Source organism: Planctomycetia bacterium (assembly GCA_016795155.1).
In the GTDB taxonomy this organism is placed as follows: Bacteria; Planctomycetota; Planctomycetia; order Gemmatales; family HRBIN36; genus JAEUIE01.
In genome coordinates this window covers 1-23,278 of the sequence record JAEUIE010000025.1, presented here as the reverse complement: position 1 = coordinate 23,278, position 23,278 = coordinate 1, and the positions used below count along the sequence as shown (strand labels likewise).

Genomic DNA, 23,278 nt, shown 5'->3' with positions numbered 1-23,278 from the left:
TTATTACAAGCTGTAACTTGCATCGTAGACTATGTTACTGAATGCGAAACATCCTACTGTATTTCTCTACATTCTGACAACAGGTTGCAAGAGAAAACAGGCAATAAATGCCATTTTTCGATGAATTATCCTGTCCTGCTCGACAGAGACATCGCAACTATGCCTGATTACGCAAGTTTACCAACCTGCGAATCAGTCTTATCTTCTGATCATCAGTCATCTTCCAAAGCATTACACCACACGAAGCTGTCAATTTTAACAGGTTGGTTTGCTACCAGCGGTAACTGTAGAGCAGAAAGAGCATGTCTGAATTGACAGCTTTTTCCGCTGAAGATGTCTCTTCGAGAAAAGAGCCTCCATACAGCTTGCTATAGCCAAACATCAGATCTGAGTGTTTGGTTAAGTGAAAGTTGAGGACAAGATCAAACTCATTTCCTACCTCTGAGCCGGCGTTACCCGATGGATCGCGACGGATTGCCAGTCCAGCAGCGTTGTAGAGTGCATCCTGACTTGCTGCCAAACGGAAGTGATGGTACTGCAGCCAAAGTGTTATCCAATTCGTTGGATAGAGATACAGATGGGCATTAAGATCCTGGATATTCTGCCTGCCAACCAGGTCAGCCCATCCCAGATAATAATGCCCGAATGGAAACAGCTGGTTGAATGTGGTGTAGCTACCCTCGTTAGGATTGCTGTCTCCTGTTGCATAATCGTAATAAACCCAGAAGGTAGGGTTGAAGAGCAGATTGGAGAAATGATACCCGGCACCTGCTGTTGCCATGCCTGCGACAATCTGACCTTCACCACGTTTACCTAACTGCAACGCAGCTTCCACATCCCAAAGCACATTATCCTTGTCGCCAAAGTAACGACTTCCCATTGTGTGCACGTTGTATGGAGCACGCGTCATATTGAGTTGAGTCACTTCATTGGTATTGTCAAGGAACAGATAGTACAGATCGATGGACTGTCCTTTTTCAGGCCGATGTGTTGCCCACAAGCCTGCAAAGTTCTGATTGTTATCCACAGAATCGAACTTTTCTTTGTCTGGCAATACAGGCTGAACCCAGAAAGCGGACAGATCCCACTTTTCACTTTGATACAGTGCTGATACACCTTGAAAGGTGCGGCGAGTATTTGCCCAGTCGAGTGTCGAGATGAGTCGCTGAGAACCATACAGCAATTCCTGACGACCAACACGAAGATATACTGAATTACCATCGAGTTCAGCAATTTTCAGATCAATAAACAGGTTCTGAAAATCAGCACCATTCGCATCAATAGGCAGTTGAGGCAAATCAGGATCGAATATGTGAGCGCTGATGAATTCGGCATACAACCGGAATTTATCCTGATACCAGAGATCACCATAAGCTCGAACGCGGAACAGATCGTAGTTATTGTCAGTATGAGTCAGTCGGCTGTTGTCTTCATTCATGTACCGGTTCCAGACCTGTCCGCCTGTTGAGAAGAGCCAGTTGTTACCCAGATGCATTCGCTTGATGGGATCGCAATAATCAAACGAAGTGTTCTTCGGATCATCAAGATATCGAAAATCAGCGTTGAAAAAACTGTACTGCATCAAAGCAAAAGGAGGGTAACCATACTTAGGTGGATTTTCCCTGTACTCACCTCGGATCTGGTCTAACAGCGAATAATAGCCAGGCCCTTTGGGTGGATTCGGAAAGTTACCAGTTCGTGGAGCTGGCCAAATGGGTGGTGTTTTTGAAAAATCGAACGCGCAGCAATTCCTACAACCATCGGACTGGCAATCGAACGAAATAGCAGGAGATGTTTCGGGTTTCGACGGTGTTACTGGCTTCGTTCCATCTTCAGCTAGAACAGAGACAAATCCAGCAAATCCAAGTAATAAGCCAGAAAGATAACAAACAATACGGGAAGCCGAAACAGACATTATCGCTCACTCCTTGAGCAGAATGAATGTAGCATCCTGCCGCATTCATGACATCGGTATCTCATTTAATCGACATAAGTGAAGAAACCCGTCAATTTACATGAATGAAGAAATCTGCATTTGATGGAATTATCCATTCCGGACAGCAAATCCGCTACGAATGGACCATGTGAATATAGGGAACCAGGCGCTTTTTATCGTTTATTCCAGTAACCGGGTAAAGAAGATTTAGTCTGAATCAGGATCTCAAGAATTGCTTGTCTATCCCTCGCGCTGAGTTGTGAAAAATGAGGCGATTGATCTTTCCCAGTCAAGACTTTGAACAGTTTCTGGTAGAAGACGTCTAGTACTGCCGGTGGTAATGCATCGAAAGATTTGGAATAGATCAGGTAACTGCATGGATACTTAAACAACCTCGTTTGCAAATCGAGATCTCGGAGTGAACGACCTTTGCTGTCCCGTGGACCATTCTCCGTGAATTCTTTTGCAAATGAAGTGGTGCCAGTTATCGGATTGGTCAATTTTGTTTCATCGCTCAACAGCATGCATTTCAGCAGTTCATCTGCCAGATTCTCGATGCGCCTTTTTGTGGAATCAAAGACCGTCCCCGGCTTTTCCTGAAGTGCTTTATTCAAATCATCCTGATAGTGCTGAGCCATCCGGGTTTCGAGCAACGCACGAGTTATTCGATTATGAACCATAGTCTGGTGCTCCAGGACCATGAGTGCTACGATATCGCTGTGTGGCGATGGGTACATGGAAGCTGTAAAGAACCTGGAAAGATCATTCAGATTCTGGCTGGCAGGTTGATTACCTGACGATTCATTCTTTCGTTTACTGAATATTTGATTTCCCATGTGTTCCTGCTTGCCATGAGTACCAGACACATACCAGCCGCCCCAGCGTTCAGCGAATGCACTGGTATGATCCGTACGATACGACCCGGATGCGAGCAGTGGCTCGCCGGTACTGTCAGGATAAACCGAACGGACGAGATGTCCGGGCAAGCCGTGATTGTAGGATGATGCATGGCAAACCAGACAACTGTCTGTCTGTCGTTTGATGACAGGCTTGGATTGTTGTTCCTGATCGATCGTGTAGAAGACCGTTCCCAGTTTTGAATCGGCCACGGAAATTTCCATGACACTGCCATTCATGCAGTATCCAAGATAGATGTCATCATTGAAATAGATGGCCCGAGGCGTTTTGGGACTGATATGGCTGCGTTGCAGACTGGTTTTGGAAAACACCAATACCTGAGATGAAAGTGGGATACTGAACTCACGTAACAGTTCTTTGAGGTAGCCATGTTCCGGATCGTACTTCAGTCTTGCTTTGCCTGCTTCCAGTTTCTCCTGCAGCCTGCTGATCAAGTTGTCAGGAGTTGCCTTGGAATAATTAATGGGTTCACGTTCGATATCGCTTGCAAAAAGTGTCAATGCAACAAGCAGCAACAGCACGATGGAGAGGGAGAATCTGAATAACATCGAACACCTCGACTTTCGCTTGGATTAGCGAAATCACTTTAAGGTTTTCCAGTCGGCTTATTTACTTCAAGCAGTTTGATCTGCCCCTGGCGGGCGAAATCGATGGCTTCACCCAGCAGCCTGGCTGATTCCTGTGGGGCATGGAAACCCGTTGAGTTTTCTGCAGCGATGAAATCTAGACGCCACTGCGCTTTGCGATGAAGTGCACGAACCGCTTTCAGTTGTTCATCGTTTTTGCCCTGCTTGCCTGCCTCATTCAATGCCTTGATCAGATCGACCGTGGCATTCTCTGCCCGCAGCATCAGGTTCTTCGTGCGGTCTTGAATGGCATTCACCCGGCTCAGAATTTCCTGCTCAGGGTAATGATGGCAGGTCTGACAAGCACGCGAGATGTTGAGCATCGGGCTCCGGATGTGATGGTCACTAACCTTGATAGCACCTTCACGTTTATAAGGCATGTGACAATCGGCACAGGAAACGCCGGAACGAGCATGGATGCCTTGCGACCAGAGTTCAAATTCGGGATGTTGAGCTTTGAGAACCGGAGCACCGGAATCAGCATGCACCCAGTCTTTCCAGCCCACTTCATCGTAGTATTCTTCAATCTGGTCAGCCTTCAATCCTTTGTGCCAGGGGTATGTCAGCAATTTCTTTTCGCCTTTGAAGTAATACTCCACATGGCACTGAGCACAAGCCATGGAACGCATTTCCTGCCTGCTGGCTTCGAGATTCGGATCGTAGGGCGTTTTCCGTGATCCTTTGCGCCAGCGTTCCACGCTTGGGAGATGGGGCAACGGATCGCTCGACTGTGCCAGCACCTGCATACCATTGATGAAACCAGGACGGGTGACACGCAGTGCCATCGTGGCAGGATCATGACAATCAACGCAACTGACAGGATGAGAAACCAGTTTGTTTGCCTCGGCATAGGGCATGGCGCAGACTTCTTCAAATCCTTTCATGATGGCCTGTTGCCGATGTGCTGCATCGTTAGGAATGCCAGCCTTCACTCCTGTCTGCTGATAGGCAGTCAGAACGGAAGCATGGCAGTGCAGACAGGCGCCGGGTTGCTTGAAGTTCTTGACGCGTTCGGTTTCTTCCTGATCCTTGAGCATGTAGGCATGCCCACGTTCCTCGCGATAATCAACTCCGAAGGCATATCCTTTGAACAGTATTCGCCAGCGGGGGTCATCATCCAGTTTCTGAAATGCTTCCGAACCTCCATGTCGGGTTCGTTCAACATCAACCGTTCTACTGTAGCTGTCATATTGTCGGGGATAGTTCTTCCCCCAGATGGCTGGATCTATCGTATCCTCTGTGACTTCCACCACTTTGAAAACATTCTGCAACGCTTCCTGCTTGCGCTCAGCAATGTTCTGCCAAAGCAGCATGACACCGATGGTAGCCGCTGCCACCAGCAGACATAGCAACAGCTTCCCCGACCAGGAAGAACGTGACCAGGATGAGGTTGTAGAGGCAGTTGAGTTTGTCACAGTGGCTCCTTTGCATTACTTCAGCGTGAAGGCCCGTGTCCTACATGGTTATGACAGTGGACGCAATGAACAGTGTTTGATTCTGATGGCTTGATAGTGGTTATCTGATGAACAAAATCCTGATGACATCTCACACAATTCGCCTGCAGAATAGTTGCATTTTTATTGTGTATGCGAATAGGCTCATGAAAATCCTGAAGAGTAAATCCCTTGGAATGCCAGAATCCATTCTCGGCTTTGGCGATCCACTTGCCTAATGGATCATGCGGTAGATGACAATCGACACAACTGGCAGCGGCATGATGACTGGCTTTCTGCCATTCATCGTACTGTTCCCGCATGATGTGACAGTTCACACAGGCTTTTGGGTCGCTGCTGAGATACGATAGCCCTTCCCCATAATAAACCGTGTACGCACCGGCACCGAGCAGTATTCCCAGCAGGCACCACAAGATCATTGAAATAATGCTGCCCCCAGCCAACCAGAGGATCAGTCCTTTCATGACGATTTCCTCCGGGGAGGAATCAACTCCAGGAGTTTAGCACCCTGTCCTTTTTTTCTGAAAGATGCCAGTGAGTTATTCTTCAGAAAGCGAGAGAACTGCTCCTGCAAATTGACCAGTTGATGATGCAACGGACAGGGATTACCCGTACCACAGTATCCCGGACCAAACGGACAGGTCAATGGTTGTTCCAATCGATCAAAGCACTCTGCGACGCGGTGCAGAGTGATTTTCTCAGGCGATTCAGCAAGTGTATAACCACCTCCGGGGCCTGGTGAGCCGGTAACAATTCCTGCTTGTGACAACACAGTTAATACCTTAGCAACCACTGGCTTGGGCAATCCGCGATCATGGGCAATATCCATGGAACTCAACTTGATTTTGTCATCGTACACTTCTGCCAGCCTGCTCGCTGCAGCAATCGCATATTGTGTTGTTTTGCTGTACGAGAACATGGCTGAATCCTGGTTAACCTCAAGCGGTGCAAAATCACATTCGATCATGGAGTTTGAAGATCGGGCTGTGAAGACTGACTCTTCGTTTCCTCCAGTTTCATTTCACCACCAAACACAGCGATGGCAATCTTCAGAATAACCGTCAGTATCATCAGACCGAACGCCCAGATGCCAGCAGTGATTTTCCATTCCGTCAAGCTGGGAGTATATTCCACCATTTCATGCAGAGTCGATGGCACAAAACCTGGAATGATCAAACCCATTCCTTTCTCGATCCATATTCCGACGATGCAAAGCACACAGGCGCCTAATAGAACCCATGTCTTGCTAAAGACCCACGGGCTGAGAAACAGAATGCAGCCTAATACACTGCAGGCAATCGACGTCCAGATCCAGGGTACTAGACCGTAGTGACCATGATCACCAAAGAACAGATATTTGGCAGAAGCCAGGTGCCCACCTCCGGTATAGAAGATGGTGAACAATTCTGAAACCAGCATGAGCAGGTTGATGCACATGGAAATACGGATGATCTGTACCAGCGTGTTGACTGCTTTATCAGGCACTGCAAAGCGGCTGGAATAACGAATAACCATCAGCAGAAGAATGATGAATGACGGACCGGAAACAAAAGCAGATGCCAGAAAACGCGGAGCCAGGAGGGCGGTGTTCCAGAACGGTCTGCCACCCAATCCACAGTACAGGAACGCCGTCACGGTATGAATGCTGATTGCCCAGATGATGGAAAGAAACACGAACGGAATGTACCACTTTGGGTTCGGCTGTCGGCCCAGAAATCGCATGTAGAGCAGATAACCAACAATATGGAGATTGATGAGGAGATATCCATTGAGGACGATGACATCCCAAGTGAGCATGGAAATGGGCCAGTTGAATCTGCCTATGCCAGGAATGAGATGCCAGAAGCGATCCGGTCTTCCGAGATCCACCACGACAGAAAGCGTACTCATAATGATGGCTGCAATGGCAAGAATTTCCCCAACGATCACCACATCGTGCATCTCATGATCGTGATACAGGTAGGCTGGAATCACCATCATGACCCCACCTGCTGCCAATCCGACAAAGAAGGTGAAGTTGGCGATGTAAAGCCCCCAACTGACATGATCGCTCATGCCGGTACGGGCCATACCATCACGCACCTGCACCGCCCAGGCATTGGCGCCGACCAGAGCGACACCGGTCAGAATGGTCATCCAGAGGTAAAACAGCCATTTGCCTTCTGTCGCGACATGTAATGCCAGCCTCAGAAAACGGGGATAACTGAGAATAGCTGAAGGCTGATTCTGAGGGGAGGCAGCAAGAGAACTCATCGTGCACCTCCGATTATTTATCAAAGAAATAGAAGAAACTCGGTTGAGTGCCGAGTTCTTCCTTGAGAACGAACACACGCTTGTTATCAATGATCCATCGAATCTCGGATTTTGGATCGAGAATATTGCCAAAGACACGAGCTCCTGTCGGGCAGGCTTCCAGACAGGCAGGCAGCCTGCCTTCGCGAACACGATGCAGACAATAGGTACACTTTTCCATTACCCCCTGGGGACGTACCCGGTTAGAGAGATATCCCTGGTTGGGATTCATCTCTTTCGCTGGTACTTCGGGCTTAGTCCAATTGAAGCGACGGGCATGGTAAGGACAGGCTGCTTCACAATACCGACAGCCAATGCACCAGTTGTAATCAACCACTACCAGACCATCGGGCTCCTTCCACGTGGCTTCTACCGGGCAAACCGAAACGCAAGGCGGATTATTACACTGCTGACACTGCACCGGCATGTAGAATTTGTCAGGTGCGGGTACTGGGTGATCGTAATTGCAATTGCCTTTGGAGAAATCAATGCCACCCTTCTGCATTTCGTAGACGCGAATGTAGCTGTTATTACTCGCCCTATCGTGGTTGTTTTCGATGGTGCAGGCTTCAGCACATTTGCGGCAACCGGTGCAAACACTCAGGTTCAGGGCATAAGCATATTTAACACCACGTTGAGGCTGTGGATCCTTGATCTTAACATTGACGCCGTATTCCTTTTGAGCCTCTTCTGAAAGGCGGCGAAGCACACGCTGCTTTTCTGCAGCATCAAGTTCCTTGTAGTGTTTTTGCAGGAACTCATCCGTGCTCATGTTAGCGGTCCACTCCATCATTGGTTGGAGTGCCTTCGCCAGGAGCCCTACACCCAATGTCGCAGCACCTGCTTTCACCAGAGTGCGGCGATTGACTTCACCCAGAACAGGCAGGTTCACTTTTTTACTCATGGCCTGCTCCTTGCATTCCGCTGGTTTGAGAAGCATGGGGATTGATGGGGCCGGGTGCAGGTTGCAGCGTCGGGAATTTGGGAGCATGTGCATTGTGGCAATCAATGCAATTGTTACGGTAACGGTTGCCACGTGACAGATCCCAGTAGCCATTCATCCCACCATGTGCACCATGCTGGTAATCACGATACTGCGGGCCATGACATTGGGCACAAAGCTGCATGACTTCCGTATAAGGAAGCGATTTTCCATTGGCGAGACGGAGCGACTGATAGCCTTCATCAGGATGGTGGCACGCCACGCAGTTCAAGTTGCCATGCGCCCCTTTGATGCCCTGATGAAACTGCAGTAGTACGGTACCGATCTTGGCTTCGTGGTTGGCAGGCCTTGTCGTATGGCAGGTATTACAGGCTACGGAAATGGGGGAGCCGTGATGATCCAGCATATCCGTTTTGACAGTAGGCGGACCGGCAGGCTTACGAATGAAGGTGCTGTACTGCGCTTCAACTATGGCTGCTTCCACCGCAGCTGTATTAGTCTTCTCTGCATTGTCGGTCCTGGAACAAGACGAGCAGACAGCAGCTATTACAGCGAAAAGTATTTTGAGGACTTTCCGGAATAGCGAAAACCACGGAGATAACATGATGCACCTCCTCACTGCACAGTCACAATACACCATCGGCTGGATAAATCAAGAATAATTATTCTTTTATTCTTGATATCGACGATATACCGGCTACAGTATCTGTGTTAGCATTCGAGTGGGGTTACCATTATGCAACTCTGTGGCCTGGTACTCGAATTTGATCCACAACGTCAGATATCCGATGCTGTGCTTTGTCATTTGAACAACATGGTACAATGCACACTCGGTCAAGTCATTGAAAATCGCCTGCCTTTAGTATTGGAAACAGATACCGCAGAAGACGCACAGCGCTGGCATGATGAACTCGCCTGCCTCGAAGGGGTTCAACAAGTGCATGTTGCTTATGTTGCGTTCGAGGATGATTGCACCGTAGAACAGGAGGCACATCATGTCGCTTGAATTGCATCGTCGACATTTCCTGAAGTCTTCGGCCCTGGCTGCTGCCACCGCACTGGCCGCAGAACGCGCAACCACTACTGCTACTGCCAAACAGCCCCCACGACAGGAACTGCCGGTGATACCTGATGTCACCTGGAACAAGGCGCCTTGCCGATTCTGCGGTACAGGCTGTCACGTGCAGGTTGCAGTCAAGGATAATCGCGTCGTTGCCATCGCAGGTGATCGCCAGGCAGAAGTGAATAAAGGACTGCTGTGCGTCAAAGGCTACCATGTCGGGTCTATCCTTTATGGCAAAGATCGATTGACGACACCAATGCTGCGAAGGAATGGCAAGCTCGAACCCATCAGTTGGGAAGAAGCAATCAACACCATTGCCCAGCGTATTCATCAAGCTCCGGAGAAGTTTGCTCTTTATGGCTCCGGGCAATGGACCGTGCCTGAAGGATATGCCGCCAACAAGTTCATGAAGGCTGGTCTGAGCAACAATCACATCGAACCTAATGCCCGATTGTGCATGGCATCCGCAGTCACTGGTTACATCAGCACCTTTGGTGTGGATGAACCTTACAACTGTTACGACGATCTCGATCACGCCGATGTCGTAATCCTGTGGGGGAACAATCCTGCCGAGATGCACCCTGTGTTATTCAGCAGGATCATTGACCGCAGACTGCGTGGCGAGAAGGTGATGCTCATCGACATGGGTTATCGTCGTACCCGCACTACCGAGCAGGCTGATCATTTTCTACTGGTGAAACCTCATAGCGACCTCGCAGTAGCTAACTGCATTGCTCAACAATTGATCGCCCGCAAAACCTACAGCCAGGATTTTGTGTCGAAATACTGCAACTTTCGTGCTGATGCTCCACCCGAACGTTACGAGCAGCTTAAGGACTGGGCAGATTACAAAACCTTTGGCACTCTGATGGGAAAACCCATCACATTTGAAGATTACCAGAAGATGCTGGCACCCTACACCCCTGAAAAAGTCAGTGAAATCAGCGGACTGAGCGTTGACCAACTCAAGCTGCTGGGCGACCTCTTCAGCAATCCCAAGCTGAAAATTCTCAGCCTGTGGTGCATGGGCATGAACCAGCACACGATGGGCACAGCCATCAATAATCTGGTACACGGTATTCACTTACTGAGTGGTCACTTTGGCAAACCAGGAGATGGTCCACAGAGTCTGACAGGCCAACCTTCAGCGTGCGGCACAGTCCGCGAGGTTGGCACGCTGTGCCATGCACTGCCGGGCGATTTACGGGTTGATATCCCTGAACAGAAAGCAAAGGCTGAAAAGCTCTGGCATCTGCCTGATGGCCGTATTAACCCCAAGCCCGGTTACCACACGGTCCAGATGTGGGAGAAATTCTGCACTCCTTCGGAGAAAGGGGGCGATATTGACACCCTCTGGGTTCAAGTCACTAATCCGGGGCAATCGCTACCTAATTTGAATAAGCTGTTCCGTGGAAAACAGGGACTGGAAAACAAGTTTCTCATTGTCTCCGATGTTTACCCAACTGCTACGACTGAACTGGCTGATCTCATTCTGCCCTCTGCATTGTGGGTCGAAAAGAACGGTGTGTATGGCAACTCAGAAAGGCGAACACACCAATGGTTCAAGATGGTACCACCTCCAGGACAGGCACGTGATGACTGCTGGCAAACCATTGCTGTCGCTCACAAGCTATTTGAACTGGGCCACACCGGTATGAAAGATGCCGATGGAAAATTCCTTTTCCGCATGACAGACAAAGACGGCAAAGAAGTCGAATGCTGGAAGTGGGAAAACTACTACGGCAAAATCAACGTCGATGAAAAACTCTATGAAGAGTATCGGCAATTCACCAAAATAAAACACAAGGATGTTGCACCCTACGTTGAACTGACGAAAGCACGTGGCCTGCGCTGGCCGGTGGTACAGCAATCAGACGGCAGCTGGAAGGAGACACGATACCGGTTCATCGAGGGTCAGGATAGTTACGTGAAACATGGAAAGGGATTGCAGTTCTATCACTCAGTCACCAAAGATGATAAAGCACTGATCTGGTTCAGGCCCTATGTTCCACCGCCTGAAGTGCCTGATGGCGACTATCCATTCTGGCTCGATACCGGCAGAGTTCTGGAACACTGGCATACTGGCACCATGACGATGAGAGTGCCCCAACTTCGCCGTGCCATGCCGGGGGCTTATGTGGAAATCAGCAGGCAGGATGCTTCAGCCTTGGGTGTCAAGACTGGAGATTCCATCAGACTGGAAACGCGACGTGGAAAATTGACCCTGCCTGCCTGGGTTGATGGCCGAGGGCAATGTCCGCCGGGACACCTATTCATTCCCTTCTTCGATGAAAAGCTCCTGTGCAATCTGCTGACTCTCGAAGAACATTGTCCGTACAGCAAACAACCTGACTATAAGAAATGTGCAGCAAGAGTGGTTAAGGTTTAGATGCCAGGGAGTTGATGTCATGAATTCCGCGCAACCCCATCCATCCCACGAGCCTACAACCACTCCAGTGGACAGCAGACTGCGTACGCCGTTGTTCGTCCGTCGATTTCTCTCCCTGATTGTGGTCATAGTGCTCGGTATCACGCTGGTCGGTTATATTCGAGGGATCACAGAACCTGCCCCGCTGACATCACCGGTGCGGAATAGTGAACGAACTACCAGGCCCGATGTACCACAGGCTGTTCGCTACAGCGAAATGCCGGTTGCACGACAACAGGCCAATGCAGGCATGACATCACACTTAAGTGATTTCAAGTTTCCCAAACCAGGGCCTTTCGATCCTGTCGTTCGTACGGATGAAATGAAACTTGCTGCGTTAGCTGATCGTGCACGTGTACGTGCATATGATTCTGCACCCCCTGTCATTCCGCATGGCATCACGCAGAGCAGTGCCGTCAGTTGCCTGGCTTGCCATGTACAGGGAATTGTGGTGGGTGATCGTATTGCCACCAAGGTCAGCCATCCTCATTACACCAATTGCACGCAATGTCATGTGGAAGGTGATCGCACGCAAACTCCTTGGGCAACGACCATTTTGGCCGAGAATAATTTTCATGGCACTGATCGAGCAGGACCAGGAACGCGAGCTTGGCCTGGAGCGCCACCTACCATTCCGCACACTACCTGGATGAGGCAGGATTGCACCAGCTGTCATGGACTGATTGCCCGGCCTGGCATCAGAACCACCCATCCCTGGCTGACTAACTGTACCCAGTGTCATGCCCCGTCTGCACAACTCGACCAGGTGGAGTTCCTGAAGGAGCGGCCATGAACCAGGATGCTCCCTTGCCTGATCTCTGGAATGCACTCGTCGATCAGGAAACCCTTGATGAACTGATACGCAATTTACGACAACACGGTGTCATATTGGGTGTGCAGGAAAAACACGCTCCGAATGAGCACATCAATGAGGAACCTGTGGATAGCACCCAGGCTATCGAACGATTTCGACAGGGAGTTTCACGAGCCATTCAGATTCATTACCGTTTTGAAGAAAAGAACTGGTGCGACACCATTATCCGACAGGGACAGCAGTACAAAATCGTACGCATGGAACAGCCTGAACTGCCAGCATGATTAGCGAGATTCTTGTTTCTTCCATTCCCATTGTTCGCCGAAGAATCCTGCATCCACAACCTTACCTGGATGGTAACTGTTTGGCGGCGTGGTGATATCAACGATGGCCCAGTCGGGGAGTTTGGGTGTTTGTCTTGCATTGCTGCGGTTGCTTTCCTCGCGGAAAGTGTGGCCACTGTTGAGGACAATGTACTTCGATGGGTTGAGTGGATTGGGGTAGATCAGGATCGGTGCATGTGTGTCGGCATCGTAAGAATTATCATCCGCATGCAGTTTACCATCAACCCAGCGGATGGGCAGTTTACCTACGATCTTCTTCAGCACACTATTGCTGTCAGGCAGGCCCCAAAGAATGAGGTTGTGATTATTGATGTCCGCTTCGGTTACTTCCTTGTCCATCTTTACGCGAGGAATGCCGCGGAAATGTTTTCGCCATTGATCAATCGCCCGGTTCATCTCTGCATCGACCCACTCGTTCACTTTGGCATAGGGCGACTTATCGCTGGGTTTCACGATGAGGAAGCTGTCCATGAAGGCATCATCAATGGGACCTTGGAGGCCGGGTTTCTTGCGGAGTTTGCCGTCATCGAGGGTATCGACAAGTTTCCATTTGCCGTTGTCCTTGCGGAAGTGGGCGATTAGTGCGCCATCTGATTGTGTTTTTGGCAAAACAACTGTGTCTTCATCAATCCCCAGTTCATCGGAGAACATCCCCCCAAACTGAGTTTTAATGCTGAACGCCGATACATTCGTGGTCTTAAAGCCTGTTGACGCATTCAGTCCTTGGCCGCCAACACCACCTCGTCTCTCAAATTCAATACGTGCTCGTTTCCAGTGCTCATCTAATTGATCGATCATTAATGCTCCACATGATGCATATCGTAAAGTCCATGTTGTGAAAATCGACTCGATACCATCATCGAGACCTTTGAGCCGTTCAAATTCAATCGCTCTTGCAATACTTCGATTCACCTCCCGCTTCGCCTCGGGATGATAACTATGTCCCGTCTTGGGGCCGATGATGTGCCGTAACGTCATACCAAACTTCTTCATCTCGCGGGCCATCACGTCGGCGGCCTGCTTCTGCTTGTCGATCTCGCCACTGTACGCCACCGTGGGCAGGTTCTTCAGGTTCTCCGCATAGCTCGTCGCATCGTACCAGTTCCAGAGTTTCTTTTCCCACCAGGTTGGCGGTACAGGATCGTTGGCGATGTTTGCAAACTCTGCTGTCTCTGCAAAACCTGCTCCCGGGGCAGCTGTACACCACTTATCGGGATGATGCACTGCCAGATGCCAGCAGCCCGCTCCACCCATGCTGAAGCCACGCACCACCAGCCGCTTCTCATCGATGCGATAATGTTTCTTGCAGTGTTCAAGTGCTTCGAACACATCCACTTCGCCGGCAAACTTGAACGCGTTGCAATATCGGCCATAGGGATGCAGCACGAAGGCATCTTGTGGAGTGAACTCGCCAGGTTGCCTGGAACGCTGATCGATAAACGCCAACTCGGTGAGCTTTTCACCTCTGCCATGCAGCCAGACATCGAGGCGATACTTGCTCAAGGTCTTGGGTGTGTACGATTCAGGTATCGCCAGACCATAGGGTTGTACGGAGCTATCGATCTTGGAGAGGTAGCCTCGTACCACCAGGCCGCATTCACTGATATACTCAGGCTTTCTTGACTTGATCTGGGCCAGCCGCTCACGGCCAGCCTTCAAAAGTTCACGAGCAGCATTCACTTCGCGGGCTTCGTAGAACTCATCGTACTTGAGTGCCCAGTCAACCGCTTTGTGGAAGATCATCACATCGGGAAAGAGATCAAGCAGGCGAGGCTGGCCCTGCAGTTCCTTACGTGCATCCTTGATCTCCTGCTCCAATGCAGCAACATCCTTGGTGAGCTCCGCTCGATCAGCATCGCTGATCTTGATGCCAGCTGGAGGTAGGCGGCGAAAATTGTCCGCTTGCTTGTCCTGCAGACTGCCGTAACTGGTTATGGTTACTAAAGGCAGAATGAAAAGCAGAAGAATGTGTCGCATGGTTATCAACTTTCAAATGGTGAAGCAGAACGAGAATATCACATTACAAAACTGTCAAGAAGCATTTTCAATGAACTCGCCCCACAACATTTTGGAGAATCATGAGAATATTTTCCTGTATTGGACGAGAACTCTTTCGTAAGCTAGGTTTCTGCATCGCCTTAATAGATAGACCCTGCGTGAAAAACGCAACCACATTTTGCTAGAGTTATGAGCCAAGCGAAACGCACATTATTAATGGTAGCCGCCCTGCTGCCTACGTTCATGGTTTTGCTTGCCACCTGGCTGGTAGGCATGTCGTGGGGGTTGGTCTTTGCAGCCCTCAGTGCTGCGTTGATATCACTCATAGTAACGTATGTTGCCACCATTGGCCCACGTCGGCATCAGGAAGCCATTGATCAGATTAATGAATCTCTCGAAGAAAACATCGAAACCGAAGAAGCCCTGGTTCAACCCTGGCGAGGCGCCAAGCCACCTCCGTGGTCGATGACTGCCCTCGTAATTGAACTGTGCAGACGATTAGCTGAGAGACGCAGCCAGTTGAAGCAGACTATGCATGATGTCACGACAGCCTTGGCCTCTTTATCGCATCCACTCAATCCTCCTGCGAACCTAAGCCCGCCTCCCTGCCCTGATCAGGATGAAGGCCGGATGCTTTCTTCCACCTATCACATACACCTCAAGAATTTCCAGGGATTGCGAACGCGCGACCTGGCGATGGGTGCATTGCTGAAAGATATGCCTATTGCCCTGATAGCCACCGATCTGGAACTGAAAATACACTATGTGAACCCGGCAGGTGAAAAGCTGCTGGGCCACCCTGCCAGCAAACTGCAGCAAATGGTTATCACCAAGCTGCTGGCTGATCCACCATCGCAGATTCTCAATCAGGATGTCACGCTGCCTCACGGGCTGACTTCCAAAGAGTTCTACCAGAAATTGCTCGACAACAAATTGAAGAATCTGACAGTCTGGCTACAAACCGCGAAGGATACATTGATACCAGCAAACGTCATAGTCAAACTCGGTCAACATCATATATTCCAGTTTATTCCTTTAGCTGATCCAATCTCCGTCCCAGCTAAACCAGCTCCTATTGCGACGGGCAAACAGACAGATAAGCATGTTGCTATTTCAAGTTAATGCGATTGGATTAACAGCTTTTCATCAATTGCTATCCACCTTCGTCTCGACTCCGCAGCTTTAACGGGGTAAGATAAATTATCTGCCTGTTTCCCGCCGTTCATTTAGCATTCCATGAGGTATACATGCGTTGTGTGGTGATCATCACCATAGCTTGTTTTGTTGCCTGTATTTGCATGGCTGTATGCCTGCAGACAGGTTCTGCCCTCGAACCGTTTTCCGGGCAAGCTGATGAGTACCAAGCGCAGATTGTTCCACTCTTCAAGCAGTATTGCATCAGTTGTCATGGTGGAAAGAAGCCCAAGGGCGATCTCAATCTTGAAGCGTTTCCAAATGCCGAAGCATTCAACACCAAGACGGAGTTGCTTCACGCCCTGGTTCAGAATGTCAAGCATGGCGATATGCCCCCGGCGAACAAGCCCCAGCCCTCCATGCCTGAGCGGGACAAACTGACAGCCTGGCTGGAAGCTGCCCTGGTACGCTCAGAATTGCAAGGCAAACGCGACCCTGGCCGCGTGACCATGCGGCGGCTCAATCGCAACGAGTACAACAACACGATTCGTGATTTGCTCGGAGTCGATTTCAAACCTGCTGATGATTTCCCTGCTGATGATGTCGGCTACGGGTTCGACAACATTGGCGATGTGCTGACATTGCCGCCACTATTGCTGGAAAAGTATTTGAACGCGGCAGAACGGGTTGCCGATCAGGCGATGAAACCTGTGGCCAAGCCGGTGTCTGGCACGCAGCGACGCTTTCAAGGCCGCGAGTTGCAGCCTCGCAATGTGGGTTCAGCATTCAGCAAGAACAATCAGTTTCGTGCATTGAACACCAATGCCGAAGTGCATGTCGAGTTTCCATTTCCCAAGACGGGCAAGTATACTCTACGTGTGCGTGCCTTCGGACAACAGGCGGGCAACGAACCGCCTAAACTCGATCTGAAACTCGATAACAAAGTCGTCAAAACATTTAACATTTCAGCGGTGGAAGCCGACAAAGATCCCCGCAAGACTTATGAAGTTGAAGTGCAGGTAAAAGAAGGCCAGCACAAGGTTTCACTTGCATTCACCAATGATTTCTATGATCCCACGCTCAAGGATGAAAAGCAGCGTGATCGCAACCTCATCATTGTCGGCATGATGATAGAAGGGCCGACGGATGCAACGCCGGTGGCGGTGCTGCATCCTGTATTGAGAACCATTCCAGCCGAAAAAGTGTCTGCACGTGAAGCAGCCCGCCGCAATCTACATCAACTCGCTGAACGTGCCTTCAGGCGGCCTGTATCCACTAGCGAAACTGATCGATTGATGAAACTGTTTGACCAAGCCAGCCAGCGCGGCGCTAATTTTGAAGAAGCACACAAACTTCCGTTGCAGGCCATCCTGATCTCGCCTCACTTCCTCTTCCGTGTCGAGAAGGACGACAGCACCGCATCTGTACGGAGCCTGAACGATTACGAATTGGCCAGCAGGTTGTCGTATTTCATCTGGAGCAGTATGCCTGATGAAACGCTCTTCAACCTGGCCAAACAAGGCAAGCTCAAAGACCCTGAAGTTCTTCAGCTTCAGGCCCGCCGGATGCTCCGCGACCCCAAAGCCCTTGCTCTGGTTGAGAACTTTGCCGGGCAATGGCTGCAACTGCGCAACCTGCAGCAGGCCACACCCGATCCCAAGCGATTCCCCACGTTCGATGAACCGCTCCGCCAGGCCATGCAGAAGGAAACCGAACTCTTCTTCCAGGAACTGCTGGTAAGGGATTTACCCATCACCACCTTCCTTGATGCAGACTTCACGTTCGTGAACGAACGGCTGGCGAAGCATTACGGTCTGAAAGAGGTCAAAGGTCTCGATTTCCGAAAAGTCAGTTTGAAGGAGACTCCCCGTCGAGGCATCTTGACGCATGCCAGCATCCTGACTATGACCTCGAACCCGACACGTACGTCGCCGGTGAAGCGAGGGAAGTGGGTACTGGAAACGATCCTCGGCACCCCACCTCCGCCGCCACCGCCTGATGTTCCTGAACTAAAAGAAACAGAGGAACTCAAAGGCACTCTGCGTCAGCGCATGGAACAGCATAGGGTGAACCCCAACTGTGCTACCTGCCATCAACGCATGGATCCTATTGGCTTTGGCTTCGAGAATTTCGATGCCGTCGGCACCTGGCGCACCAAGGATGGCAGCGATCCGGTAGACCCGGCTGGCACCTTGCCGAGCGGGCAATCGTTCAAGTCGCCCCAGGAATTGGTGGTCCTTTTGAAGCAGCGTGATGAAGATTTTCGTCGTTGTCTGACTGAAAAGATGGTAACCTTTGCTATAGGGCGTGGAATCGTGTCGAGTGATCGACCGCATCTTGCCGAGATAGCACAAGCGGCCCAAAAGCGGGGCGATACGCTCAGTGCCCTGATTCAAGAGATCGTCAAGAGTGAACCGTTCCAGAAACGCCGTAACATCCGGAGTGGAATATGAGAGAGCCGATTTCCCGCCGAACGATGCTCAAGGGTGTAACCGCGTCTATTGCCCTGCCTTTCCTGGAAGGCATGTTGCCCGGCGGGGTGATGGCTTCTGCCGCTGAAACCGTCAAGGCTCCGCTGCGGATGGCATTCGTCTATGTACCCAATGGCATCCATATGGAAGATTGGACACCACATAGTGAAGGTGCCAATTATGAACTCACTCCCTCGCTCGCCAAGCTCGCTGAATTCAAGAATGACTTCAGCGTGCTCAGCGGCCTGACTTGCGACAAGGCCCGTGCCAACGGCGATGGCCCCGGCGACCATGCCCGTGCCATGTCGGCATTTCTTACAGGCAGCCAACCCAAGAAAACCGCTGGCGCTGATATCCGCATCGGCATGTCGGTAGATCAGGTAGCTGCTTCCCAACTCGGCCATCACACCAAGCTGCCTTCGCTGGAAATTGGCTGCGACAAGGGCATGAACGCTGGCAACTGTGATTCAGGTTACTCCTGTGCCTACTCCAACAACCTTTCCTGGCGTTCTGAACAAACGCCGATGCCCAAGGAAGTTGACCCCAAGCAGCTTTTCGAAAGACTGTACGGTACACCCAAGAATCACGATGAACGCCGCAGCGTGCTCGACGCCGTTCTCCACGACGCACATTCGCTGGAAAAACAACTGGGCGGCTCTGATAAACGCAAGCTCGATGAGTACCTCACTTCCATCCGCGAGATGGAAAGCCGACTCAACCGCAACAAGCAGGAAAACGCCAAGATCAAAGTGCCCACGGAAAAGCCTACCGGCATTCCCAAGGAATACAGCGACCACATGAAGGCCCTGGCTGATCTGCAGGTTCTCGCCTTCCAGGCTGACATCACCCGCTTCAGCACTTTTGTTTTTGCCAACGAAGGCAGCAACCGCAGCTACAAGTTCATTGGCGTGCCCGAAGGGCACCACGACCTGTCGCATCACGGCGGCGACAAGGCCAAGCACGAGAAGATCGCCAAGATCAACCAGTTCCATCTGGAACATCTGGCCTACCTCATCGGCAAGCTGAAGTCGGTCAAGGAAGGCAACGGCACCCTGCTCGATAACATGATGCTCCTTTACGGCTCAGGCATCGGCGATGGCAACCGCCATAACCACGACCAGCTTCCCATTCTCCTCTTCGGTAAAGCTGGCGGCAGCCTGAACCCGGGCCGACATGTGAAGTACGCCTTCAATACGCCGATCACTAATCTCTACGTCGCCATGCTGCAAAGGCTGGGGATTCAGCAGAAACGGTTTGGGGATAGTAATGGGGTACTGGGGGAGTTGTAAGTATCCAGTTGCACACCGGAGCGTTCTTCCCCTCATCAATCAGTGGTTTTCATAGTTGAATGTTCCCATGACAGGCTTGTCTGGTACCGAGAAGGAGTGTTGATGAATAAAATTGGTACTCAAATCATTAATGGGTATGCGAAATTCTTCTTGGCTCTTTTTCTCATTCAGGTCGCGGGATTAAGCTTTATAAAAGTATATTTCAAAGCAAACGAAATGTCATGGTTGATGATTTTATTGATGTCAGCTGCGATGCCATTTTTTGGCTTTGTATTCGTTAATCTTGTATGGGGTACAGTAGATAATAAGAACCGTTAGCTTGGGTGCCATCGTTTGCGTGTACGCACGCTAACCATGCAGTCTAGCGACTACATCATACCACACAAACATGGTTAGGCCGAGTACGGCCAGAGGCCGTCCGGTAATTCAGAGTGCATCGAGGATCCATTGTATTTGCCCGTTGTTGTTTCCGCAGCGGTGGTTATGTCGCAGCAGAAGTTGATAGTTGGCGATGGCAGCGAGTAGTTGTGTTTGGTTGTTGCCCAGTCCACGATGCCAGACGGTGTCTTCGAGTTCGAAGAGCGCTTTCAGACGTGCATTGAAAGGCTCGACACTGATGCTCCGAAGCGTTAACAGTCGCTTACCCTGAAGGCTCTTCACATAGCTATCCCGTTCCTGCCGTCGCTTGACCCAGCGAAGCCGTTTGCCTCGGCGAGGCGTCGGCACAGCTTTCTTCGAGCGGCAGCCACGGTGGTAAATAGGGCACACGAATCGACGACCCGGTCGACGAGGCGATCCCTCGACCGCATCGGTGCAATCGTTGGTGTCGTAGGCACTGTCCGCCATCACATGCTGTGTGGCAGACGGCAGTGCCCGGAGTTTAGCCAGGGATGTACGAGCTTCCCGGTCGCACGCTCGATGGGCAGACGCCAGCAGCGGCCAAACAACACCGTTAGGCTGGGCAGTTACCACCACTTCGAAGGCATATCCCTGAATCCAACCGTCGTGCGGAGTGCGTGTCCAAGTGCTCTCCCGATCAGCCCCGCGTGGATAGCCGCCTCGCTCGGCCAGATACTGGTGATGCCAGCGACGTCCACGCGCGGCAATCACACTCTTGTCGATGGCCACTCGTTGAGGCTGAGCGAGCCCGTCACGCACGGCCCATTCCCCTTGAATGCGGATGGCCATCTCCATCAAACCCGCTGCTCGGCGATACCGCTCAAAATAGGTGCTTCGCCTGGGCAAGGGTGCTCCTCCCAAAGCCTTCGACAAAGCAGCACGATGATGGTGAATGAACCGATATTGAGCTGATTTTGACTTCTTTCGCTTCAGAACCGCTACCATAATCAGCAAGGCAACGACCCAATCGGGACTGACCGGCTTACGTCCTGCACCTCGACGCGGACAACGTCGTTCAGCTTCCTGGCATACGGGGATCGCTTCCGCTATTAACGTGGCTAATGACGTGCCTTCCTTGGCACCACGCAAAGCCTGATCTCCTGATGTGTTGTGTTGCTGTTCGCAAACTACAACGTAACCTCTTGAGATCAGGCTGTTTAGATCAACTTAATTACCGGATGGCCTCTGCGTGTACGCACGCTAACCGTGTCCCTCTACGTCCCTCGCGTATGTCCCCACAATTCGATATGCAGCCGTGAACCGAAACGGTAGCCATACTGTTTGCACAGTTCAGCAATCCACCGGCCTTTTTCTACAAAGTCTTCCTGCGTGATCGCCTGAGGCATCAGAAATACCCTGTCGGAATCAACCGCAGGCAATTGAGCCATGATAGATCGAACTTCATCAATATCCGTCGGCTGATCAATCACCCACTTGAACTGGACGGGGTACTCTTCCACAAACTGCCTTATGACGGGAAGGTTCATTCGGTCTCGTTCATGGCGCTCTGCCCATCCTGTTTCTGCTTCAGGACTTGAATTGCTCAGCTTGGGACTGAGGCTGAGCAAATCTGCTTTGACAGGTTTGTAAACCGTGGCTGCAGTTTCCAGCGTGATGTGTTTGCCAGCCTGGCTCACAGCTAGACAAAGCGATTCCAGATCGGGCGCAATAAATGGTTCGCCACCGGTGATTACGACGTGCCGACACGTGTAACTCAGTACCTTCTCCACCACCTGTTCCAGAGAAAGCGTATCGCCTTCAGGCTTCCAAGAGGTGTAAGGCGTATCGCAGAAGCTGCAGCGCAGATTGCAGCCGCTGGTGCGTACGAAAACGGAAGGCATGCCCGTCAGCATGCCTTCTCCCTGCACCGAATAAAAGATCTCGGCTATCCTCATGCTGCTAATCTATCGGCAATCCAAACCCAAGAAAGGGGTACTCCATACCTTGGCATGGGAGTCTGGCGCGTATCACTTCCTTGAGTGAGAAATTTGTTCCCGAATTCGGAACAGCACTAAAATGGCAACAATTTCAAGCAGTAATTGCAGGTAACAAACTATTCTGAAATGCGGTCAAGCAACTCTTGTGAGGCATTCCAAGCATCGGAATTCGAAATCCCATTGAACAAAAACCTATTTTTCTCCACAAAATCATTAGGCCGTGTTGATTGAATCTAGCCAAGATGGTAAATGATGGTGCGAGATTAGGCAAGGAGTAAGCCGATGCATCGTCATGAGTTGACAGATGAGCAGTGGGCCCGTTTGGAAGGTTTGCTTCCCGGTCGTCGTGGTGGACATGGCGGGGTGGCTCGCGACAACCGCCTCTTTATGAACGCGGTGTGGTATGTAGCCAAGACCGGTATTCCCTGGCGTGATCTTCCGGAGCGATTTGGTAAATGGGACACGACCTACCACCGTTACAACGAGTGGTGCAAGAAGAAGGTCTGGCAGCGTATCCTGGAAGTGGTTCAGGATCCCGACTTGGAACGCTTGATGCTCGACAGCACGATCATTCGGGCTCACCAGCATGCAGCCGGCATGAATGGTGGTGAGGACGACCAGGCGTTGGGACGATCTCGCGGCGGATTTGGCACGAAAATCCACTTGTCGGTAGAGGGGTTGGGCCAACCCATGACGATCTGTCTCAGTCCGGGGCAGGATGCGGATATCAGCCATGCCGAACAACTGTTGAGCGACCATCCGGTGGAAGAAGTCATCGCTGACAAAGGGTACGACAGCAACGCGCTGGTGGAGAAGATCGAATCTGGTGGAGCACACGCGATCATCCCACCACGATCCAACCGCAAGACGCCACGGGACTATGATCGACATACTTATCGGGAAAGAAACTTGGTGGAACGCTGTGTCAGTCAACTGAAACAATGCCGACGAGTGGCGACCCGATACGAAAAGACGGCTCGAAACTTTCTCGGCATGATTCTCTTCGCTGCCATCACCATCTGGCTCAAATGATTCCCCAAGTTGCCCGGATTCAACAGCATGAATCAACACTGCCTAGAGCGTTTAGCATCGCTATTTGTAACGCGAGGCGTGCCGGAACATCTCCGCAGTGACAATGGCCCGGAGTTCACAGGCAAGCGAGTACGGCACTGGCTGAACGAAGTGGGTGTAAAGACGCTGTTTATCGAGCCGGGAAGCCCATGGGAAAACGG

The 23,278-nt window shown here is 50.9% G+C and carries 20 protein-coding genes and 1 pseudogene; 10 read left to right on the top strand and 11 right to left on the bottom strand.

All coding sequences use genetic code 11. The annotated features are described in order from the left end of the window. Positions 1 to 271: 271 nt before the first annotated feature. The 8 genes from JNJ77_10130 to JNJ77_10095 form a co-directional block, all read right to left on the bottom strand. Positions 272 to 1,915, bottom strand: a complete 1,644-nt coding sequence (locus tag JNJ77_10130) for an alginate export family protein (GenBank protein ID MBL8822933.1) — start codon at positions 1,913 to 1,915, stop codon at positions 272 to 274. Positions 1,916 to 2,109: 194 nt separating this feature from the next. Then, entirely contained in the window at positions 2,110 to 3,402 is a 1,293-nt protein-coding gene (locus tag JNJ77_10125) for a hypothetical protein (protein MBL8822932.1), read from the bottom strand. 38 nt (positions 3,403 to 3,440) lie between these two features. Further along, positions 3,441 to 4,793 (bottom strand): ammonia-forming cytochrome c nitrite reductase subunit c552, encoded by a 1,353-nt coding sequence (locus tag JNJ77_10120; protein MBL8822931.1) that lies wholly within the window; start codon positions 4,791 to 4,793, stop codon positions 3,441 to 3,443. A gap of 122 nt (positions 4,794 to 4,915) precedes the next feature. Then, a complete protein-coding gene (gene nrfH / locus JNJ77_10115) occupies positions 4,916 to 5,398 on the bottom strand; it encodes a cytochrome c nitrite reductase small subunit (protein MBL8822930.1) in 483 nt (160 codons plus the stop codon). After that, positions 5,395 to 5,853, bottom strand: a complete 459-nt coding sequence (locus tag JNJ77_10110; GenBank protein MBL8822929.1) for an Rrf2 family transcriptional regulator — start codon at positions 5,851 to 5,853, stop codon at positions 5,395 to 5,397. The genes nrfH and JNJ77_10110 overlap by 4 nt, the downstream gene beginning before the upstream one ends. Before the next feature lie 44 nt (positions 5,854 to 5,897). Next, a complete protein-coding gene (gene nrfD, locus JNJ77_10105; protein MBL8822928.1) occupies positions 5,898 to 7,187 on the bottom strand; it encodes a polysulfide reductase NrfD in 1,290 nt (429 codons plus the stop codon). Positions 7,188 to 7,200: 13 nt separating this feature from the next. After that, on the bottom strand, positions 7,201 to 8,130 hold the full coding sequence (locus JNJ77_10100; protein ID MBL8822927.1) for a 4Fe-4S dicluster domain-containing protein: 930 nt from the start codon (positions 8,128 to 8,130) through the stop codon (positions 7,201 to 7,203). Then, positions 8,123 to 8,773: a hypothetical protein gene (locus tag JNJ77_10095; protein ID MBL8822926.1), complete on the bottom strand. Its 651-nt coding sequence runs from the start codon at positions 8,771 to 8,773 to the stop codon at positions 8,123 to 8,125. Before JNJ77_10095 ends, JNJ77_10100 begins: the two co-directional genes overlap by 8 nt. A 132-nt stretch (positions 8,774 to 8,905) precedes the next feature. Here JNJ77_10095 and JNJ77_10090 point away from each other — a divergent pair, with 132 nt between their 5' ends. The 4 genes from JNJ77_10090 to JNJ77_10075 are packed head-to-tail and all read left to right on the top strand — an operon-like array spanning position 8,906 to position 12,758. After that, on the top strand, positions 8,906 to 9,175 hold the full coding sequence (locus JNJ77_10090) for a hypothetical protein (GenBank protein ID MBL8822925.1): 270 nt from the start codon (positions 8,906 to 8,908) through the stop codon (positions 9,173 to 9,175). After that, positions 9,165 to 11,621: a molybdopterin-dependent oxidoreductase gene (locus JNJ77_10085; protein ID MBL8822924.1), complete on the top strand. Its 2,457-nt coding sequence runs from the start codon at positions 9,165 to 9,167 to the stop codon at positions 11,619 to 11,621. Before JNJ77_10090 ends, JNJ77_10085 begins: the two co-directional genes overlap by 11 nt. A gap of 19 nt (positions 11,622 to 11,640) precedes the next feature. Next, positions 11,641 to 12,453: a nitrate reductase cytochrome c-type subunit gene (locus JNJ77_10080; GenBank protein ID MBL8822923.1), complete on the top strand. Its 813-nt coding sequence runs from the start codon at positions 11,641 to 11,643 to the stop codon at positions 12,451 to 12,453. Then, complete coding sequence (locus tag JNJ77_10075) at positions 12,450 to 12,758, top strand: hypothetical protein (GenBank protein MBL8822922.1); 309 nt, start codon at positions 12,450 to 12,452, stop codon at positions 12,756 to 12,758. Before JNJ77_10080 ends, JNJ77_10075 begins: the two co-directional genes overlap by 4 nt. On the opposite strand, the gene JNJ77_10070 is transcribed toward JNJ77_10075, so the two are convergent. After that, the gene (locus tag JNJ77_10070; protein MBL8822921.1) at positions 12,759 to 14,795 is read right to left on the bottom strand and encodes a prolyl oligopeptidase family serine peptidase; all 2,037 of its coding nucleotides are present in this window, start codon (positions 14,793 to 14,795) and stop codon (positions 12,759 to 12,761) included. A 210-nt stretch (positions 14,796 to 15,005) separates the two neighbouring features. Here JNJ77_10070 and JNJ77_10065 point away from each other — a divergent pair, with 210 nt between their 5' ends. The 4 genes from JNJ77_10065 to JNJ77_10050 all read left to right on the top strand — a co-directional run bounded on the left by JNJ77_10065 (position 15,006) and on the right by JNJ77_10050 (position 20,028). Further along, on the top strand, positions 15,006 to 15,938 hold the full coding sequence (locus JNJ77_10065; GenBank protein ID MBL8822920.1) for a hypothetical protein: 933 nt from the start codon (positions 15,006 to 15,008) through the stop codon (positions 15,936 to 15,938). A gap of 125 nt (positions 15,939 to 16,063) precedes the next feature. Continuing rightward, positions 16,064 to 18,403, top strand: coding sequence for a DUF1592 domain-containing protein (locus JNJ77_10060; protein ID MBL8822919.1), 2,340 nt, complete (start codon positions 16,064 to 16,066; stop codon positions 18,401 to 18,403). Next, positions 18,400 to 19,710, top strand: a complete 1,311-nt coding sequence (locus JNJ77_10055) for a DUF1552 domain-containing protein (GenBank protein ID MBL8822918.1) — start codon at positions 18,400 to 18,402, stop codon at positions 19,708 to 19,710. The genes JNJ77_10060 and JNJ77_10055 overlap by 4 nt, the downstream gene beginning before the upstream one ends. 102 nt (positions 19,711 to 19,812) lie before the next feature. Then, positions 19,813 to 20,028, top strand: a complete 216-nt coding sequence (locus JNJ77_10050) for a hypothetical protein (protein ID MBL8822917.1) — start codon at positions 19,813 to 19,815, stop codon at positions 20,026 to 20,028. A gap of 108 nt (positions 20,029 to 20,136) precedes the next feature. Here the strand turns inward: JNJ77_10050 and JNJ77_10045 are convergent, their stop codons facing one another. Beyond that, complete coding sequence (locus JNJ77_10045; GenBank protein MBL8822916.1) at positions 20,137 to 21,198, bottom strand: hypothetical protein; 1,062 nt, start codon at positions 21,196 to 21,198, stop codon at positions 20,137 to 20,139. A gap of 125 nt (positions 21,199 to 21,323) precedes the next feature. Further along, a complete protein-coding gene (locus tag JNJ77_10040; GenBank protein MBL8822915.1) occupies positions 21,324 to 22,004 on the bottom strand; it encodes a 7-carboxy-7-deazaguanine synthase QueE in 681 nt (226 codons plus the stop codon). Positions 22,005 to 22,328: 324 nt separating this feature from the next. On the opposite strand from JNJ77_10040, the gene JNJ77_10035 reads away from it, so the two are divergent. Together JNJ77_10035 and JNJ77_10030 are read left to right on the top strand one after the other, a co-directional pair. Beyond that, entirely contained in the window at positions 22,329 to 23,078 is a 750-nt protein-coding gene (locus JNJ77_10035; GenBank protein MBL8822914.1) for an IS5 family transposase, read from the top strand. Positions 23,079 to 23,129: 51 nt separating this feature from the next. Next, positions 23,130 to 23,278 (top strand): annotated as a pseudogene (locus JNJ77_10030) (transposase family protein).

Excerpts from the sequence above, each read along its gene's own strand:
- JNJ77_10130 (MBL8822933.1), bottom strand. The coding sequence starts at position 1,915 with ATGTCTGTTTCGGCTTCCCGTATTGTTTGTTATCTTTCTGGCTTATTA.
- JNJ77_10125 (MBL8822932.1), bottom strand. The coding sequence starts at position 3,402 with ATGTTATTCAGATTCTCCCTCTCCATCGTGCTGTTGCTGCTTGTTGCA.
- JNJ77_10120 (MBL8822931.1), bottom strand. The coding sequence starts at position 4,793 with ATGCTGCTTTGGCAGAACATTGCTGAGCGCAAGCAGGAAGCGTTGCAG.
- nrfH (MBL8822930.1), bottom strand. The coding sequence starts at position 5,398 with ATGAAAGGACTGATCCTCTGGTTGGCTGGGGGCAGCATTATTTCAATG.
- JNJ77_10110 (MBL8822929.1), bottom strand. The coding sequence starts at position 5,853 with ATGTTCTCGTACAGCAAAACAACACAATATGCGATTGCTGCAGCGAGC.
- nrfD (MBL8822928.1), bottom strand. The coding sequence starts at position 7,187 with ATGAGTTCTCTTGCTGCCTCCCCTCAGAATCAGCCTTCAGCTATTCTC.
- JNJ77_10100 (MBL8822927.1), bottom strand. The coding sequence starts at position 8,130 with ATGAGTAAAAAAGTGAACCTGCCTGTTCTGGGTGAAGTCAATCGCCGC.
- JNJ77_10095 (MBL8822926.1), bottom strand. The coding sequence starts at position 8,773 with ATGTTATCTCCGTGGTTTTCGCTATTCCGGAAAGTCCTCAAAATACTT.
- JNJ77_10090 (MBL8822925.1), top strand. The coding sequence starts at position 8,906 with ATGCAACTCTGTGGCCTGGTACTCGAATTTGATCCACAACGTCAGATA.
- JNJ77_10085 (MBL8822924.1), top strand. The coding sequence starts at position 9,165 with ATGTCGCTTGAATTGCATCGTCGACATTTCCTGAAGTCTTCGGCCCTG.
- JNJ77_10080 (MBL8822923.1), top strand. The coding sequence starts at position 11,641 with ATGAATTCCGCGCAACCCCATCCATCCCACGAGCCTACAACCACTCCA.
- JNJ77_10075 (MBL8822922.1), top strand. The coding sequence starts at position 12,450 with ATGAACCAGGATGCTCCCTTGCCTGATCTCTGGAATGCACTCGTCGAT.
- JNJ77_10070 (MBL8822921.1), bottom strand. The coding sequence starts at position 14,795 with ATGCGACACATTCTTCTGCTTTTCATTCTGCCTTTAGTAACCATAACC.
- JNJ77_10065 (MBL8822920.1), top strand. The coding sequence starts at position 15,006 with ATGAGCCAAGCGAAACGCACATTATTAATGGTAGCCGCCCTGCTGCCT.
- JNJ77_10060 (MBL8822919.1), top strand. The coding sequence starts at position 16,064 with ATGCGTTGTGTGGTGATCATCACCATAGCTTGTTTTGTTGCCTGTATT.
- JNJ77_10055 (MBL8822918.1), top strand. The coding sequence starts at position 18,400 with ATGAGAGAGCCGATTTCCCGCCGAACGATGCTCAAGGGTGTAACCGCG.
- JNJ77_10050 (MBL8822917.1), top strand. The coding sequence starts at position 19,813 with ATGAATAAAATTGGTACTCAAATCATTAATGGGTATGCGAAATTCTTC.
- JNJ77_10040 (MBL8822915.1), bottom strand. The coding sequence starts at position 22,004 with ATGAGGATAGCCGAGATCTTTTATTCGGTGCAGGGAGAAGGCATGCTG.
- JNJ77_10035 (MBL8822914.1), top strand. The coding sequence starts at position 22,329 with ATGCATCGTCATGAGTTGACAGATGAGCAGTGGGCCCGTTTGGAAGGT.